Origin of the sequence: Paracoccus sp. J55, from assembly GCF_000513975.1 — a bacterium.
Taxonomy (GTDB): Bacteria; Pseudomonadota; Alphaproteobacteria; order Rhodobacterales; family Rhodobacteraceae; genus Paracoccus.
This window is the reverse complement of record NZ_AZVA01000001.1, coordinates 267,096-282,142: the sequence shown is the minus strand read 5'-3', so window position 1 is coordinate 282,142 and position 15,047 is coordinate 267,096. Positions and strand designations below refer to the sequence as shown.

At 63.0% G+C, this 15,047-nt stretch carries 17 protein-coding genes and 1 tRNA gene; 3 read left to right on the top strand and 15 right to left on the bottom strand.

All coding sequences use genetic code 11. The annotated features are described in order from the left end of the window. Window position 1: 1 nt before the first annotated feature. The 3 genes from PARJ55_RS0101435 to PARJ55_RS0101425 are packed head-to-tail and all read right to left on the bottom strand — an operon-like array spanning window position 2 to window position 1,180. Complete coding sequence (locus PARJ55_RS0101435; protein WP_028711365.1) at window positions 2–418, bottom strand: DUF3168 domain-containing protein; 417 nt, start codon at window positions 416–418, stop codon at window positions 2–4. Next, window positions 415–870, bottom strand: a complete 456-nt coding sequence (locus PARJ55_RS0101430) for an HK97-gp10 family putative phage morphogenesis protein (RefSeq protein WP_028711364.1) — start codon at window positions 868–870, stop codon at window positions 415–417. Before PARJ55_RS0101430 ends, PARJ55_RS0101435 begins: the two co-directional genes overlap by 4 nt. Beyond that, window positions 863–1,180 carry a head-tail connector protein gene (locus tag PARJ55_RS0101425; protein WP_084637753.1) on the bottom strand — a complete coding sequence of 106 codons (318 nt, stop codon included), beginning with the start codon at window positions 1,178–1,180 and terminating at the stop codon, window positions 863–865. Before PARJ55_RS0101425 ends, PARJ55_RS0101430 begins: the two co-directional genes overlap by 8 nt. Before the next feature lie 132 nt (window positions 1,181–1,312). Here PARJ55_RS0101425 and PARJ55_RS23170 point away from each other — a divergent pair, with 132 nt between their 5' ends. Both PARJ55_RS23170 and PARJ55_RS23800 read left to right on the top strand, forming a co-directional pair. Continuing rightward, a complete protein-coding gene (locus tag PARJ55_RS23170; protein ID WP_084637752.1) occupies window positions 1,313–2,119 on the top strand; it encodes an HNH endonuclease in 807 nt (268 codons plus the stop codon). A gap of 199 nt (window positions 2,120–2,318) precedes the next feature. Beyond that, window positions 2,319–3,047 (top strand): hypothetical protein, encoded by a 729-nt coding sequence (locus PARJ55_RS23800; RefSeq protein ID WP_156929401.1) that lies wholly within the window; start codon window positions 2,319–2,321, stop codon window positions 3,045–3,047. Here the strand turns inward: PARJ55_RS23800 and PARJ55_RS24430 are convergent. The 12 genes from PARJ55_RS24430 to PARJ55_RS21330 all read right to left on the bottom strand — a co-directional run bounded on the left by PARJ55_RS24430 (window position 3,018) and on the right by PARJ55_RS21330 (window position 13,218). Continuing rightward, window positions 3,018–3,203, bottom strand: a complete 186-nt coding sequence (locus PARJ55_RS24430) for an HNH endonuclease signature motif containing protein (protein WP_232215651.1) — start codon at window positions 3,201–3,203, stop codon at window positions 3,018–3,020. The two genes, PARJ55_RS23800 and PARJ55_RS24430, sit on opposite strands and share 30 nt — an antisense overlap. 187 nt (window positions 3,204–3,390) lie before the next feature. Next, a complete protein-coding gene (locus tag PARJ55_RS22915; RefSeq protein WP_051416116.1) occupies window positions 3,391–4,002 on the bottom strand; it encodes a phage tail assembly chaperone in 612 nt (203 codons plus the stop codon). Between the two features lie 4 nt (window positions 4,003–4,006). Next, window positions 4,007–5,566, bottom strand: a complete 1,560-nt coding sequence (locus PARJ55_RS0101410; RefSeq protein ID WP_028711362.1) for a phage major capsid protein — start codon at window positions 5,564–5,566, stop codon at window positions 4,007–4,009. Continuing rightward, complete coding sequence (locus tag PARJ55_RS0101405; RefSeq protein ID WP_028711361.1) at window positions 5,559–5,876, bottom strand: gene transfer agent family protein; 318 nt, start codon at window positions 5,874–5,876, stop codon at window positions 5,559–5,561. The genes PARJ55_RS0101410 and PARJ55_RS0101405 overlap by 8 nt, the downstream gene beginning before the upstream one ends. Continuing rightward, window positions 5,873–6,007 (bottom strand): hypothetical protein, encoded by a 135-nt coding sequence (locus PARJ55_RS24760; protein WP_256380861.1) that lies wholly within the window; start codon window positions 6,005–6,007, stop codon window positions 5,873–5,875. Before PARJ55_RS24760 ends, PARJ55_RS0101405 begins: the two co-directional genes overlap by 4 nt. After that, window positions 6,000–7,208, bottom strand: coding sequence for a phage portal protein (locus PARJ55_RS0101395; RefSeq protein WP_028711360.1), 1,209 nt, complete (start codon window positions 7,206–7,208; stop codon window positions 6,000–6,002). The genes PARJ55_RS24760 and PARJ55_RS0101395 overlap by 8 nt, the downstream gene beginning before the upstream one ends. Window positions 7,209–7,288: 80 nt before the next feature. After that, window positions 7,289–8,863, bottom strand: coding sequence for a tyrosine-type recombinase/integrase (locus PARJ55_RS0101390; RefSeq protein ID WP_232215646.1), 1,575 nt, complete (start codon window positions 8,861–8,863; stop codon window positions 7,289–7,291). An 89-nt stretch (window positions 8,864–8,952) separates the two neighbouring features. Further along, window positions 8,953–9,027, bottom strand: a tRNA-Val gene (locus tag PARJ55_RS0101385). Between the two features lie 56 nt (window positions 9,028–9,083). Beyond that, complete coding sequence (locus PARJ55_RS0101380) at window positions 9,084–9,377, bottom strand: HU family DNA-binding protein (RefSeq protein ID WP_028711358.1); 294 nt, start codon at window positions 9,375–9,377, stop codon at window positions 9,084–9,086. A 70-nt stretch (window positions 9,378–9,447) separates the two neighbouring features. Beyond that, window positions 9,448–11,865, bottom strand: a complete 2,418-nt coding sequence (gene lon / locus PARJ55_RS0101375; protein ID WP_028711357.1) for an endopeptidase La — start codon at window positions 11,863–11,865, stop codon at window positions 9,448–9,450. 206 nt (window positions 11,866–12,071) lie between these two features. Further along, window positions 12,072–12,272 carry a CsbD family protein gene (locus tag PARJ55_RS0101370; protein ID WP_028711356.1) on the bottom strand — a complete coding sequence of 67 codons (201 nt, stop codon included), beginning with the start codon at window positions 12,270–12,272 and terminating at the stop codon, window positions 12,072–12,074. Window positions 12,273–12,369: 97 nt separating this feature from the next. Continuing rightward, a complete protein-coding gene (locus PARJ55_RS21330) occupies window positions 12,370–13,218 on the bottom strand; it encodes a glycosyltransferase (protein WP_051416115.1) in 849 nt (282 codons plus the stop codon). 588 nt (window positions 13,219–13,806) lie between these two features. On the opposite strand from PARJ55_RS21330, the gene PARJ55_RS0101360 reads away from it, so the two are divergent. Next, a complete protein-coding gene (locus tag PARJ55_RS0101360) occupies window positions 13,807–15,033 on the top strand; it encodes a hypothetical protein (protein ID WP_084637749.1) in 1,227 nt (408 codons plus the stop codon). Window positions 15,034–15,047 lie beyond the last annotated feature (14 nt).

The window sequence follows — 15,047 nt, the reverse complement described above, 5'->3', positions numbered from 1 at the left end:
CTTACCGCCTCCACCGCAGCACGGCGCGCAGGCTGATTACCGCATGGGCGCAAGACAGCGCCGGGTCAGGATCAGGCACCCACGCCATAACCGGGCGTTCCCAGCGGTCAATCTCGGCACCATCCGGGCGCGGTGCATCCATCAGCGCCAGCATTGCCGCACCCGTCACCTGTTGCGCGACGGCAGCCTGATCGGCAGCGGTCCAGACATGCAGCTTCAAGGACGCCTCGGCCACCACCTGACCACCGGACGCATGGCCGAAGATATGCACCTCGGCGGGCGTCATGATGATACACGGCATGGCCTCGGGGCGGGCAAGGCCGGTGCGGATGCGCTCGGGCGTGATATGCTCGGCAACGCCCGGTGCCGCGATCAGCGCCAGCCGCACGGCGCGTTGCAATTCCATGTCGGGCGTCATTGGCTGGCCTCGCGGATCGCTTTGCGCAGCAGCCGGTTAATGCGCTGTTCTATGCGCTTGCGGTTCAAGCGCCACGCCGGGTTGAAGAACGGTTGTGCTGGCATGGTGCCGGTGGTGGTGCCGTCCTTGTGCAGCCGGGGCGCGGTGCCGCCCTCCACAAGATGCGCGTGGCGGGCATCGGTATCGCCTGCCGTCACCAGCACCTCAAATTCGCCTGCGGTGCGCTGCCCGCCATCGGTGCTATGGGGCGGGGTGGTTTCGCCGGGGCCGGTGACGTGGATACTTTCGATCAGATCGCCGGTGCGGCGGCTGGACTCGGCCAGCGTCCGGGCATCGGCGGCAACTTCCTCACCGGCCTTGACCAGAGCCGGGCGCAGGACGGGCGCAACAGCATCGCGCATGGCTTGCAGCTTCTTGGTTAGTTCGGCAGAGCCTTGCACCAGATCAGCCATCGGTCGAGACCTCCGGTTCGGGCACATAGCCCAGCACCTGCCGCTTGATTCCCGCCAGCAGATCGGTGACGCCGAACGGAAGCTGATATGCGCTGGCAAAGGTGACGGCCTCGCGCGCCTCATACTGATGCGCGATCAGCATCAGCGCGGCTTGCAACATCAGCACATTGTCAGGGTCAAAGGGCAGGCCGGTGTAAGACGCAACCCATGCCTCGGCCACGTTGCCGTAATGGGCCAGGATTGCGTCATCGGCAGTTTCATCTGGCAGAAAGTTCAGGTGCGCCCGGACAAGGGCGGCAGGGATCGGCATAACGGGGCACTCAGTATAAAGATCATAACAATGTTATAACATAACATTAATAAATATTCAATGATTCAAAATGCTTCTTATTGATTCGACCTTCCAGACGCGATTACATGGCATCCCAAAAGGGAGGATTTAATGACCTGGGGTTTTATCAAAGGACAAGTTTACAACCGTCGTGCTGACATACACGCGCGCTTCCGCGGGCAAATGCAGGGCGGCATCATCACCCCGGCAGGCGCTGGCTTGCCGATCATCATCATCACCGGTGAAGAGGGTCATGCACACGGATACGCCGATCGCCTGCGGGAAGATGGAGTATTTGAATACTTTGGAGAGGGCCAACGGGGCGACATGCAGATGGTTCGCGGGAACGCCGCTATTCAAAGCCATGCGTCAGAGGGTCGCGACCTTTTACTCTTTCGCAAGCAGAAGCAGGGGCTCCGGTATCTGGGCCAGTTTATCTTTGAAGCGTCTCACACGGAGTTGGCTCCCGATACTGAAGGGAGGATGCGCAACGCGATCGTCTTCGAACTCAGTCCTTTCGAAGCGGTAGCCGGTGTTCCCGATGATGTAACGATAGACGACACAGCCGGCGATCTAACTGATTTGCGAAGACGCGCCATCGAAGCTTCACGATCAGTTCCAGCGCAAGGTCAGAGGCTCACAACCGTCTACGAACGAAGCAAACTCATCTGCTCCTATGTGTTTGCACGGGCAAACGGGACCTGCGAGTTCTGTAGCTCTCCCGCACCGTTCCTTCGCGCCAACGGGGTTCCATATCTCGAAGCCCACCACATACACAAGCTGACAGACGGCGGGCCCGACGATCCGCGCACCATGATTGGTATTTGCCCGAACTGTCATCGTCGCGCGCACTCTGCCGCCGATCGCGATCAGGTCAACGCAGCGATGCTTCAGGCAGTCCAGACGCGAGAAGCTTAGCGAAAAAGTTATATTCCGCCTTTCTTGCGTGCGCCTCCCCCCGCCGGTTCCCGAGATAGGGCGGAAGTTCAGGGATACCCCGGAGGCCCGGCTTGGTGCGCTCGTCGTCTCTATCACGTTGTCCCAAAAGACAGTATCGCATAGTCGGCAATGTCGCTACAGCATTGCCCGAGCATGAGCATTATGTTGGAGAGAGTCAGTGGCATTTGGGTTCTTCAAAAAACCTCAAGAAGATCAACCGGAGTATTATTACAAAGCCGGCTTGGAGTGCATAAAAAAAGGCGATAATGACGGCGCAAATAGGAACTGGAAAATATCCGCCTCAACCAATCATGTAAGTTCCATTTTTAACCTTGCCCTGCTAAATGGCATGGGTGGCGTCAGCCCTTACGATATCGATTATTCCGCAGAGTGCTACTATAAGGCAGCAAAACTCGGTCACGAAGCGTTGTCTGGGCAAATATTTAGATTGGAGGCGGCGGACCGAGCGGGCTATGGCTTTGACAACTTCGTTGGGCAAGCCTTGCAGACCACCATAAAAAACCAAGTCAATGCTTTTGATATGGTCTGCCTGTGTAGATTCCTGGGTGCGCTTTGCGATGTGTTCCAGAATCATTCAGAAATTATTGGGTATGAGTTGGATTGTGCCCGCACCTCCGAACTTCCCGCAGTTTGGAATTTTATTGAAAGAACGCAGGTTCCTGAGACGTTCTATCGAGGGAAAGAGCATTCGTTGGAGCAAGATTCTCCTGCGGATAAGATCACCGATGGATTGAATAGTTACTTCAGCGCGCTACTCGATATTGGCGTTGATCAAGAAGTGGTCGTATTTCAAAGATGCACTGCGGTTGGTTACATAATTTCAAAATCGCAGTTCGGAACTAATTCAGGAAAACTTCTAGGGTTGCGTGATTTTTACAATGCCTAATCGTCGATTTCGAAGAAAATCAACCTCCTGCCGCTGCTTCACGCTGCTATGACAGCCGGTGCATAGCGCCTGCCAGTTGTTCCAGTTCCAGAACAGCGCCTGGTCGCCCCTGTGGGGCTTGATGTGGTCAACTACGGTCGCGTCGGCCCCACACATGGCGCAGCAGGGATGGAGGCGCAGGAACTCGGCCCGTGCTTTCTCCCATTCCCGCGTATAGCCGCGCTGGCGGCTGTTTGGCCGGGTGCGGTCATAGCGGCGCTTGCGTTCAAGCTGGCGCTGCACCTGACAGGCACAAAGGACGCCATGCGGCACTATTGCGCCGCATGAACATAGGCGCGGCGGCTTAGGCACCATGGCGGGCTTTCAGGGCGCGCAGGGCGTGGCGGTTGAACTCGGGGTCAAGGCCAGCCTCGGCATTGGCTTGGCGCTGTTCGGCGCTCATGGCGGGCTTGTGCGGCTCGCCATTGGCGGCGGCTTCCATGGCTTCTAGCCGGTCGAGGCGGGCGCGCAGGATCGCGTCAATCTCGGCAGGGGATGCATGCCAGACCTCGGACGGGGGCCATTCCAGAATGGCGGTGCCGAATTTGAACAGTTCGGCAAGGTAGTCGCGCAGGGCCATGGGCTTTGCGCTGGTGCTGGCCGGTGCGGGTTCGTCGGGTTCGGGCAGCAGGTTCACCAGAAGTTCAAGGCAAGCCGCTTGCGCATGACCAAGGAAGGACGCAAGCGGCTTGCTGGACAGCGACGACAAGAGGAAAAACGCCTCTGCCCGATCCGTGGCGGTGGCGAGGATCACCGCACGGATTCCGGTATAAGTCTGGCGCATGAGGCTATCCCACGCGCCGGGGATGCCGCCCGGCAGGTTCTCCAAGGCGACAGCAGCCCGCAAAGACGCCCGCAGCGTCACGGCATAGTCGCCGTGCCGCAGGGTATTTTCATGGGCGGGCTGCAAGGTCATGGGGTTAGGCCGCCACGCGCAGCTTCACAAAGCGGTCGGCATGGGTCAGGTCGGCACCCACGCGCTTGCGGGCGATGAACCGGACCTGACCTTTCGTGCCCAGCGTGTAGGGGTCGCGCAGAATCGACAGGTCCACCCGGTCAAAGATGCGATAGCCCGACATATCGCCGAACATGATGGGCGCGGTGCTAGCCGCCACGTTGTCCATATCGGGCATTTCCACGATGGGATTGCCCAGCAGGCGCAGCACGCCACCGTCTTTCGGATCGGTGACAAGATACTGGCCCTGCGCGTCCTTGAACTTGCGGATGGTCGCGAGCGTGTTGCGGTTCATCAGCCAGACCGCGCTGCGGGCGTGGAACGACGGAATGGCGTGCTGCATGGTGATCAGCACATCCATGGGATTGCTGGCCGGGAAGTTCGCGGCAACGCCCGTCTTGACCTCGGCAATGCCGGTCGCGGTCATCAGGCCGCGCGGCTGGCCGGTGCCGGTGCCTTTGACAAAGGCCAGCCCTTCCACCTTGGCGAAGCCCTCGGCCAGTTCGCGGTTCATCACGCTTTCCAGATCATAGGCGTTATCTTCCAGCACCTTGTTGCTGGCGACGTAGAAGCTGGAAAGCTCGTGGTTCGCGATCTTGACCTGACCAAAGGTCGGTTCGCTGGCGGTCATGTCGCAGCCTTCCTCGGTCCAGAACGCATTCACGCCCGACAGCAGGGTCGGAAAAGTGATGTCGCTGCCGGTGACGGTCTGGACATTGGCATACTGCCGCAGCGGCGACATTTCGGTCAGCAGTTTCAGGATTTCAGAACCAAACTCGGGCGGCACCAGATAGCCGCCGTTCGCGTTGTTCGCGACGGCCAGCGCCTTGACCTCGGTTGCTTCCATGCGGGCCTCGCCGCCGCGCAGGTAGCTGGCAAATGCCTTTTTCTCGGCGGTGTCGCCTTGCACGACAGCAGGGGCGCCCGGACGGTTCGCCTTGGCTTCCAGCTTGTCCAGCCGCGACAGAACGCCGTTCAGCGCCTTGGTGTCGATCTGCGGCGCGTCATTGGCCGGGGTCTTGATTTCGGCCTCTTGGACCGGGTTCGCGTCTTCCATAACATACTCACTGTTTACAGGATCAGGGGTGCCACCTTTGACGGTTTGAATGCGCGCGTCCGGGTGGCACGGGACCGCGACAACTGAAATTTCATGCAGGGCAAGCGCCTTGATGGTGCGGCCCTTGGCGTGGCGGGTGGCGTCCTTGGTGACGAAACCAATGGACAGGCCAGAGACAGCACCGGCCCGGATCATAGCGCGGACCTCGCGGGCGCGTTCCACATCGTCCACCAGCAAGCGGCCCTTGACGGTCAAGCCCTCGGGCGTCTCGGTGATGGAATCCCAGACGCCGATCACCTGACCTTGGTCATGGGCGAACAGCATGGGCAGCGCCTCGGGCTGGTCGAAAGCACCTTTCTCGATCACGTCGCCAACGCGGTCAGGGGTGCCGAACGGCCACGCAATGCCGGTGATCTCGCCGGCCTCGGTGGCGGTAAGCTGGGCTTTAACCTCGATCCGGTCAGCCATGTTGCACCTCATCCGCGCCCAGCCAGCGGGCGGCAAGAATCGCGGTCGCCAGCGGCAGCACCTCGGCCACCGGGCGATTGCGGGCGTAGCTGTTGACCAGCCGCGCGGCTTCCTCGGGGCTGGTGCCTGCGCCGATCAGACCCAGCCGGATCACCTCGGCCAGATCGGCCAGCTTGAAGGCATGGGCGGTCAGGCGCTGGAACAGGGTGCCAATGCCGGTGCCGGTCGAGGCTTCCAGTTCCTCCACCATGGGATCGGTCAGGGTGAACGGGCGTTCCCGGTCGCCAAAGAAAGCGGTCGCGGTGATCATGCGGCGTCATTCGCAGGCAGGCCGATCATGGCGCGCAGTTCGGCAGCGGTCAGGATACCGGCATTAACAAGTGCCAGGGCGATTTCCAGCGCCGCCAGCATTTCCAGCGGGCTTTGCGTGGGGTCATTCATCGGGGTTTTCCTCATTGGAAGCGGGCGCGGTGCCGCTGGTGGTAAAGGGATTGACCAGTTCATCACCGCCAGCCATGGGCGGCAGGTTCAGCCCGGCCCGGACCTCGTTCGGGGTCATGGCGCGCATGGCGACGTATTGCGAATAGGCGGTGGCCTGTGCCGCAAAATCGACGGTCATCAGGTCTTTGGTTTCGGCCTCGATATAGAGGGCGCGGCGTTCTTCCGGCGACAGCAGCACACGCGCATAAGCGGCCTGCCAGCGTTTCAACCATGGCCGCAGGGTCATGGTCAGAAACTGTTGCGCCATCTGTTCGACATTTGACCAAGTGCCGCGCTCAAGCTCAAAGATCATGCTGGGCGGGATGCGGAAGGCTCGGGCAATCTCGCGGATTTGCTCAATCCGGTTCGTATAGAACTCGGCATCCGTGTTGCTGGTGGCGACGGCATGATAGGTCACGCCTTTATCAAACAGCGCCGGGCGCCCGGCTTCTTCGCCGGTATGGCCTGCCTGAAAGGCTTTCAGGATGCCAACGGCTTCATCTGCACCCAGCTTTTCGGGGGTCGAGAGATAGCCGCCCGGACGCCCGGAGCGGCTATACCAATTCGCAAGGTGCTGTTCCGCTGCCAACGCAAGGCCAATGGCTTCCTTGGCATGGGTGATCGGGCTAACGCCGTCCAAGGTGCTGATATGCAGCACATCGGTATAGGGCAGCACGGTATCACCGCCGCCTTTCAGGCGGATGCGATAGCTGGGTTCGCCGTAGTCGTCGGTTTCGACCGATACCGCGCCGGGGTCGATCCGGTGCAGTTCGATGGGCTGGCCGGTGCCATTGCGCGCCACCTGGGCAAAGCCGTGGCCGGTCAGCAGCGCATCGCGGGTCAGATGTTCGCGCAGTTCCTCGGCGCTGGTCCAAGGGTTCGCCTCGCCGTGGATCAGTTCATAGCCGGCATGGTCCTTCTGCGCCTCGCGCGCGTCGCGGTCGTGCAGCTTGAACGGTAGGTTGCCACAGGCTTCCGAGATAAGCCCGACAGCGGCGGCAACGGCAGGAACGCGCAGAGCGGTGGTGCTGGTAACAGTGAGGCCGGATCGCACCGGTAGGCCAGCGAACAGGCCGTAAGCCTCGGGGCTGGTCAGCGTGACCGCTTTTTGTTCGGTGACGCCTTGCCCGAAGAACCGGGCAAGGCGTTTGGTGATACTCATTAACAGGCACTCGCAAATCTTCCTGCGTTACAATGTAACACACGAGATTATTATTACAAGTGATCATGTTGTTATGAATTTCATTCAATACAGTAGCTGGGTAGCGCGTCGATCACGCGGGCCTTGGCAGTCAGCGAAACGTCGCCGTAGCCGTCCGAGGCGGTGCGCCCGGCGTGACCTTGGATCGCATCAACCACGCGAATATCAGCGCCCATATCGCGCGCCTGCGTCTTGAACCGATGCCGCCATGCGTAATTCGGCTGAACCCCAGCCGGAACTAGGCCAGTCTCGCGCAGCCAAGTTCCGACTTGGTTTGTCATGCGCACCGCCTTGGCCGCGAATTTGGTCGGGTCTTTGCCGTTATGGAACAATGGGCCGTGGTTCGCCTGTTCCACGAACCGAACAAACCCCTCCGCGATTACTTGCTCATGCAAAGGCACATCGCGGAAATGACCCGCTTTCATCGTGCCGGCGTCAGGCGTGATGCGGATCACCCAGCGGTCGCCCTCGCGCCGAACGTCCTCCTTCCGCATCTGCGTGATTTCGGACACGCGCGCGCCCGTGAAGGCGCAGAGGATCGGCACCCATCGCTTGGCATTTACGGATTCGTTTGTCTCGCGAACGTAGCCGAATTGATCGGGTTTCGCTTCATACGACCGCGACAGTTTCAGAACCGCGATAGCCTCGGCATCAGTATATCCTGCCTCGCGGGCGCGCTGCTTCTTGGGCTTGGCCTGTTTGACGGTCGCGGCGGGGTTCTCGGGCAGGCGCTCATTGTCTTGCGCCCATTGGAAAAGAGAACGGACGGCAGAGAGATACATATCCGAAACCGTCTTAGCCGAAAGAGTCGCAAGCAACTGGTCGCGCCAGTCCAGCAGGTTTTTCTTCGAGACTTGGCGCGCGTCGTTGTGCCCGAGGAACTTCCGCAGGCTGACCTTGACGGGCTCCATGCGCTTACCGCCGTCTTTCATGAAGCCCGCAGCGGTGCGCGCTTTGATGTAGTCATTCCACAATTTAGACAGGCTTACGGGTTCTGGTTCATTCTCGGGCTGCTTGACGTTCAGCAGCAGAGGGGTTGACGGCTGGCCGGTATAGTCGCCTTCGTCGCGCTCCACGACACGCGCCAGCGCCTCTAGTTCGGCACTACAGAGAGCGCGCGCGATGGTGCGCCATTCATCGGAACCGGGCGCGGCGTCGAGATTGCCAGCCGCGCGGAAACGCTCGATCCGCGCGCCCATCAGGTCGGCCAGTTCCTGATCGGTCAGACGCCCGGCCACGCCCGCGCGAAGCTGGGCGACATAGCCGTCATCAATGCTGATGGTCGAGGCGACGGCATAGGACGCGCTGTTGCGCATCTGGTCGTCAAAGGCGAGGCGCTGCGCATAGTGACTAGCTGCGATCTGATCAGGGGCGAGGGGATAGCGCGCTGGCGTGGCAGTGCTGTTTGCTGGAATAGCCGCCCGCTCGGCTTGCGCGATCTGATGTTGAAGGGATGCCACCGCACCGGGCAGCAGCTTCATTGCCGTTCGGCGATCCGGCCCGAGGGGCGCGCGCAGTTCGGTCTTGCCGACGACTGGCCGCAGGTCTTTCGGCACCACCAGCCGGGCGAAGAATCGACCGTTTCGGTTCAAGAGGTATCGTTGCGCCCCAGCCATCACAGACCCGTTTTGTAACAATGTTTGTGACCGTAAAGCGGACTATCCCCAGCAAAACAAGGGATTTCTTGGAATTGCTGGGGGAATCATGGTGGGCGATAACGGATTTGAACCGCTGACATCTTCGATGTGAACGAAGCGCTCTACCGCTGAGCTAATCGCCCGATGCGCGCTAGATAGCCGCTGCCGGCACGGGCCGCAAGAGGCTTCGGGCGAAAAATCACGCCTCGCCCGAAGCGCGGCGGCGCAGGCGCAGCGTGATGACCTCGCCGCCCGAACTGTCGCATCGCCGGCTGATCCGGGCGCGGCCAAGCGGCGGCAGAGCCAGCGTCATGCCCGAGGCGATGGCCTCGCCCAGCTCGGCCAACGTCGCCTCGACGACCGTCTTGACCTCGCTGCTGCGCAGGCCGGTCCGGCGCGCCACCTGGGCCAGCAACTGCCGCTTTTGCAGGACCTTCGCCGCCTCCGGGTCGGCGAATCCTTCTCTTTCCGGTTTTCCCTCCGATCTTGCCATGAGCGAACTCCTTTCTGCTGGAGCCCCGGTCAAGAAAAAACCGCGCGGGAAGGCCCGCGCGGTTCCGGTTTCAGTGGGCGACCGCCGCGCCGCCACTGCCCTGTTCCCGGGTGGCGGCAAGGCGGTTGGCCTCGGCCGCCTCCTCGGCGGCCTCGTCCCATTCCACGGGCTCGGGCATCCGCACCAGCGCGTGCTGCAGCACCTCGCGCACATGGCTGACCGGGATGATCTTCAGCCCTTCCTTCACATTGGCCGGGATCTCGGCCAGGTCCTTCTCGTTATCGGCCGGGATCAGCACCGTCTTGATGCCGCCGCGCAGCGCCGCCAGCAGCTTTTCCTTAAGCCCACCGATGGCCAGGACGTTGCCGCGCAAGGTGACCTCGCCGGTCATGGCGACGTCCTTGCGGACAGGGATCTGCGTCAGCACCGAGACGATCGAGGTGACCATGGCGATACCCGCCGAGGGACCGTCCTTGGGCGTCGCGCCTTCCGGGACGTGGACATGGATGTCCACCGTCTCGAATTTCGGCGGCTTGACCCCCAGTTCGGGGCTGATCGAGCGGACGAAGGAAGATGCGGCGTCGATCGATTCCTTCATCACCTCGCCCAGTTTCCCGGTCGTCTTCATGCGGCCCTTGCCGGGCAGCTTCAGCGCCTCGATCTGCAGCAGGTCGCCGCCGACCTGCGTCCAGGCCAGGCCCGTCACCACGCCGATCTGGTCGTCCTTTTCGGCCAGGCCATAGCGATGGCGGCGCACGCCCAGGTATTCCTCGGCCTTCTCGGGCGTCACCTCGACCGACTTGACCTTGCCCTTCAGGATCTCGGTCACCGCCTTGCGGGCCAGCTTGGCGATCTCGCGTTCCAGCGACCGCACGCCCGCCTCGCGGGTGTAGTAGCGGATCACATGGGTCAGCGCCTCGTCGGTCACCGAGAATTCGCCCTTGCGCAACCCGTTCGCCTTGATCTGCTTGGGCAGCAGGTGCTGGCGCGCGATCTCGCGCTTTTCGTCCTCGGTATAGCCGGCCAGCGGGATGATCTCCATCCGGTCGAGCAGGGGGCCCGGCATGTTGTAGCTGTTGGCCGTGGTCACGAACATCACGTTGGACAGGTCGTATTCCACCTCAAGATAGTGGTCCACGAAAGTCGCGTTCTGTTCCGGGTCCAGCACCTCGAGCATGGCCGAGGCCGGGTCGCCGCGGAAATCCTGGCCCATCTTGTCGATCTCGTCGAGCAGGATGAGCGGATTCGTGGTCTTGGCCTTCTTCAGCGCCTGGATGATCTTGCCGGGCATCGAGCCGATATAGGTCCGGCGGTGGCCGCGGATCTCGGATTCGTCGCGCACCCCGCCAAGGCTGATGCGGATGAACTCGCGCCCCGTGGCGCGCGCCACCGAACGGCCCAGCGAGGTCTTGCCGACGCCCGGAGGGCCGACGAGGCACAGGATCGGCCCCTTCAGCTTGGTCGAGCGGTTCTGCACCGCCAGGTATTCGACGATCCGCTCCTTGACCTTTTCCAGACCGTAATGGTCCGCGTCCAGCACCCCCTCGGCCTTGCCGAGATCCTTGCGGATGCGCGACTTGACGCCCCAGGGCAGCGACAGCAGCCAGTCGAGATAGTTGCGGCTGACCGTGGCCTCGGCCGACATCGGCGACATCGACTTCAGCTTCTTCAGCTCGGCCTCGGCCTTTTCGCGGGCCTCCTTGCTGAACTTGGTCGCGGCGATCTTCTCTTCCAGCTCGGTGATCTCGTTCGAGCCGTCCTCGCCATCGCCCAGCTCCTTCTGAATGGCCTTCATCTGCTCATTCAGGTAATATTCGCGCTGGGTCTTCTCCATCTGCGTCTTGACGCGGGACTTGATCTTCTTCTCGACCTGCAGCACCGACATCTCGCCCTGCATCAGGCCATAGACCTTCTCCAGCCGCTCGGCGGTCACCAGGGTTTCCAGCAGTTCCTGCTTCTTGTCCAGCGCGATGCCCAGATGGCCGCTGACCAGATCGGCCAGGCGGGCGGAATCGCGGGCCTCGGCCACGGCCGAGACGACCTCCTCGGGGATGTTCTTGCGCACCTTGACGTAACGCTCGAACTCCTCGGCGACGGCGCGGGTCAGCGCGGTCAGCGTGTCCTGATCCCCGGGTTCCTCGGCCAGAATTTCGCAACCCGCCTCGAAATAGGCGTCGTTCGGCACGAAATGGGTGATGCGCACGCGCTCGCGGCCCTCGACCAGCACCTTCACGGTGCCGTCGGGCAACTTCAGCAACTGCAGCACATTGGCCAGCACGCCGGTGCGGAAGATCCCTTCGGCGGCGGGCTCGTCGACCGCGGCATCCTTCTGCGCCGCGAGAAGGATCGGGCGGTCCTGTTCCATCACGGCCTCGAGCGCCCGCACCGATTTCTCGCGCCCGACGAACAGCGGCACGATCATGTGCGGAAACACCACGATGTCCCGCAAGGGCAGGACCGGATGGGTGGTTTGGGCGAATTCGTTCATGGAATCAGTCCTTTCTCGCCAAGAGGCGCAACCCCTAAGGCAGGCAGTCTGCGCCCCCTGCTGGCTGACAAGATAGGAAGCCGCCGCAGGAGGTTCAATGGGTGATTGGTTCGCATTTTGTTCCTGAACTGCGACGGGCCCGGCATGGCAAAGGCCCCCGGCGCGGACCGGGGGCCTGGCGGTCTTCCGACCTGGGCGGGATCGGCTCAGACCCTGTCGCGGAAGAAGCTGTCGATCTGCTCGTCGGCCTGTTCCTTGGTCCAGCCGTATTTCTCCTGCAGCTTGCCGACCAGCCTGTCCTTCTTGCCGTCGACCTCGGTCAGCTCGTCATCGGTCAGGTCGCCCCATTTCTCTTTCACGCTGCCCTTGAGCTGGTTCCATTTGCCTTCGACGATATCCCAATTCATCGCGCGCTCCTTTCGCTGGATGGCGTTTGCGGTATGGGCATTGAACCCATGTTTCCGCGCAAGGTTCCCGAGCGGGCGCGCAAAAGCCGGGGCCGGATCAGTCCCGGCCGGCCTGCAGCGCCATCAGTCCCGCCAGATCCGCCTGATCCAGAAAGGGAAAATGCCGCGCGAGCTGGGCGCGGAAATCCGCCTCGGCCATGGCCGTCACGCCGCTGCCCGGCGTGGGGGCGACGATGCGCGAATCGTGACCCTGGAATTTCAGCTGCAGCGAACCGAAGGGCCCGTGATCGACCAGGGCCGGAAATCGCCGCATCAAGGCGTAATGACCGAAGGCGAAGATGCTGCGCCCGGGCTGGGACAGGCGCGCGGCGGCGCCCGCGGCGTGAAAGGGCCGGACGAATTCGCAATATTGCGGCGCCGCGCCGGCGTAATGCGCCACCAGCAGCGCCCGGGGCAGGGAAAAGGCGAAGGGACCATAGTCCCGCATCGCCCGGGCGGCGCGGGCGAGATGCGCGATGTAATCGGCGCAGAGGCAATCGTCGTCGTCCAGCCGGAACTGCACCGCCGGCCCGTCGCCCTGCGCCAGCCCGGTCAGCAGAGGCGCCAGGGCGCTGCCCACGTCCCCCGCCTCGGAAAAGACCAGCCGGACCTGCGGCACCGTCGCGCAGAGCGCCCGCAGGCGTTCCTGCCAGGGCCGGGGCATGGCGGCCGAGCTCAGCACGACGAAGCGGAAATCCGGCTCGGTCTGCGCCCGCAGCGAGGCCAGCGTCAGCCGCTCGAAGCTCTGGAAGCGAAAGCGCAGCCGGGCATCGTCATAAAGCAGGTCGCGGCTGCGGCGCATGGCTTCGGCCTCTTCCTCCGAACCGGGTCGGGTGCGGAGATAGGCGCTCCAGTCCCCGCGGCCCAGAAAGGAAAAGCGGCAGATGCCGACGATCGGCGCGACCATGAAACCCCCTGCGGACGGCGGCATCCGGCGCCGCCTTCGGGTGATCCCCGATCGGTGCGCGAAATGCAATCGCTGCTTGCAGAGGCTGCGCGCCCGGCATTGATCAATCCAGCCGCGATGAAGGAGCGGCTTTCGCGCAATGCGTGCATTATCCGGATATGCATATGGAACAGGCGACAGAACAGGCAGTGGGAAAATGGTTTCCCCAAGGGCATCGGCGGAAAAGTGCCGCTGCCTGATCGAAACAATCGACAAGCTCAGGGGGGAATGCCAGATTTGATTTAACGAAGCGACCGGGTGAGGACCGTGCCCACGTCTCACCCGGTCTCGCCGTACCTGTAAAAGAGGAAATCGTTCAACGGCTAGGGGTACCCTGCATTGAAAGCCGTGAATCGAGAACCTGCCTTTTTGGTGAGGTCAGTTCAAATTCTTGCCCGGCCGCAGCAATTGCGGCGAGGATTTAATTAACCTCCGGTTGCATTTTTCTTATTCAAGTTGAAACAGCCCGTTTAAATTCACCTCTGGAACGAGGCCGGCCCTTGTTGCTATGAGCGGATGCCAAGGGGATTCGCTGTTCGGGGGCAGGCCATGGCGCAGAATGGGCCGGGGGACGACCAGGGCGGGGGCAGGGAAGCTGCCTCCGCCCGCGCCGCCCGGCGTGCGGCCGAACGCGCCGCCCGCCAGGCTGCCAACCGCGCCGAGCGCCAGGCCCGCCGCGCCGCCCGACAGGCCGAACGCGCCGGCCGCCGCGGCGCCGACGCCGAAGAGGACCGGGCGGAGGCCGGCGGGCCGTCCGGGGGGCAGCACCACCCGCCCCCGGCCGCTGCAACCCGGCCCTTCAACATCCTGCTGGTCGGGCAGGGCATGCGCCTGGGCGGCCAGGCGGCGCTGTTCGCCGCCAGCCTGCGCCGCAATGCCCCCGGCTGGCGCGGCCGGCTGATCGTCGCCGAGCCCCAGCCCGAGGGCGCCTGGAGCGGGGCGCAGACCCGGATGCCCGAGGCGGCGCGCGCAGCCCTGGCCGCATTCGGGGCCGAGATCCTGCCCTTCACCGCCACGCATTTCGGCGCCGGCTATCCCTATGGCAACAAGATCGAGGCGCTGGCCCTGCTGCCACCCGGCGAGCCCTTCGTGTTTTTCGACAGCGACACGCTGGTCACCGGGCCGCTGGAGCGGCTGAGCCTGGATTTTGCGCGCCCCTCGGCCTCGATGCGGCGCAGCGCGACCTGGCCCGAGCCGCCGCCCTACGGGCCCGGCTATGGCGCCATCTGGAAATCGCTCTACGACCGCTTCGGGCTGGATTACGAAAGCTCGCTCGACCGCAGCCAGCCGGACGAGCATTGGGAGCGTTACCTCTATTTCAACGCCGGCTGGTTCTTCGGTGCCGATCCGCAGGAATTTGGCCGCCGCTTTCTCGACTGGGCGCTGGCGATCCGCGACGACCCGGGCGAGGCCCTGGCCTGCCAGAGCCTGGATCCCTGGCTGGATCAGGTCGCGCTGCCGTTGGTGATCCATTCTCTGGGCGGCGGCCGCCCGGGACCGGAACTGGCCGGGCTGGACGACTGGGCGACCTGCCATTACCGCAACCTGTCGCTGCTCTATGCCCGCGAATCCGATGCGGTGGTGGCGCTGATCGAGGAACTGGCGGCCGATCCGCGCATCGCGCCACTGCTGGCGGATGACGAGGCCGCCCGCTACCTGATCGCGGAGGGGGCCGGGCGCAGCCGGATCCGCCCGCTCTTTGCCGGCGAAGACCCGCCGCCCACCGAAAAGGCGATGCGCCAGCGGTTGCGCCGCGCCGGGCTGTGGTTCCGCTGAGGCAGCCTGCCGGC

Excerpts from the sequence above, each read along its gene's own strand:
- PARJ55_RS0101435 (WP_028711365.1), bottom strand. The coding sequence starts at position 418 with ATGACGCCCGACATGGAATTGCAACGCGCCGTGCGGCTGGCGCTGATC.
- PARJ55_RS0101430 (WP_028711364.1), bottom strand. The coding sequence starts at position 870 with ATGGCTGATCTGGTGCAAGGCTCTGCCGAACTAACCAAGAAGCTGCAA.
- PARJ55_RS0101425 (WP_084637753.1), bottom strand. The coding sequence starts at position 1,180 with ATGCCGATCCCTGCCGCCCTTGTCCGGGCGCACCTGAACTTTCTGCCA.
- PARJ55_RS23170 (WP_084637752.1), top strand. The coding sequence starts at position 1,313 with ATGACCTGGGGTTTTATCAAAGGACAAGTTTACAACCGTCGTGCTGAC.
- PARJ55_RS24430 (WP_232215651.1), bottom strand. The coding sequence starts at position 3,203 with ATGTGTGGGGCCGACGCGACCGTAGTTGACCACATCAAGCCCCACAGG.
- PARJ55_RS22915 (WP_051416116.1), bottom strand. The coding sequence starts at position 4,002 with ATGACCTTGCAGCCCGCCCATGAAAATACCCTGCGGCACGGCGACTAT.
- PARJ55_RS0101410 (WP_028711362.1), bottom strand. The coding sequence starts at position 5,566 with ATGGCTGACCGGATCGAGGTTAAAGCCCAGCTTACCGCCACCGAGGCC.
- PARJ55_RS0101405 (WP_028711361.1), bottom strand. The coding sequence starts at position 5,876 with ATGATCACCGCGACCGCTTTCTTTGGCGACCGGGAACGCCCGTTCACC.
- PARJ55_RS24760 (WP_256380861.1), bottom strand. The coding sequence starts at position 6,007 with ATGAATGACCCCACGCAAAGCCCGCTGGAAATGCTGGCGGCGCTGGAA.
- PARJ55_RS0101395 (WP_028711360.1), bottom strand. The coding sequence starts at position 7,208 with ATGAGTATCACCAAACGCCTTGCCCGGTTCTTCGGGCAAGGCGTCACC.
- PARJ55_RS0101390 (WP_232215646.1), bottom strand. The coding sequence starts at position 8,863 with ATGGCTGGGGCGCAACGATACCTCTTGAACCGAAACGGTCGATTCTTC.
- PARJ55_RS0101380 (WP_028711358.1), bottom strand. The coding sequence starts at position 9,377 with ATGGCAAGATCGGAGGGAAAACCGGAAAGAGAAGGATTCGCCGACCCG.
- lon (WP_028711357.1), bottom strand. The coding sequence starts at position 11,865 with ATGAACGAATTCGCCCAAACCACCCATCCGGTCCTGCCCTTGCGGGAC.
- PARJ55_RS0101370 (WP_028711356.1), bottom strand. The coding sequence starts at position 12,272 with ATGAATTGGGATATCGTCGAAGGCAAATGGAACCAGCTCAAGGGCAGC.
- PARJ55_RS21330 (WP_051416115.1), bottom strand. The coding sequence starts at position 13,218 with ATGGTCGCGCCGATCGTCGGCATCTGCCGCTTTTCCTTTCTGGGCCGC.
- PARJ55_RS0101360 (WP_084637749.1), top strand. The coding sequence starts at position 13,807 with ATGGCGCAGAATGGGCCGGGGGACGACCAGGGCGGGGGCAGGGAAGCT.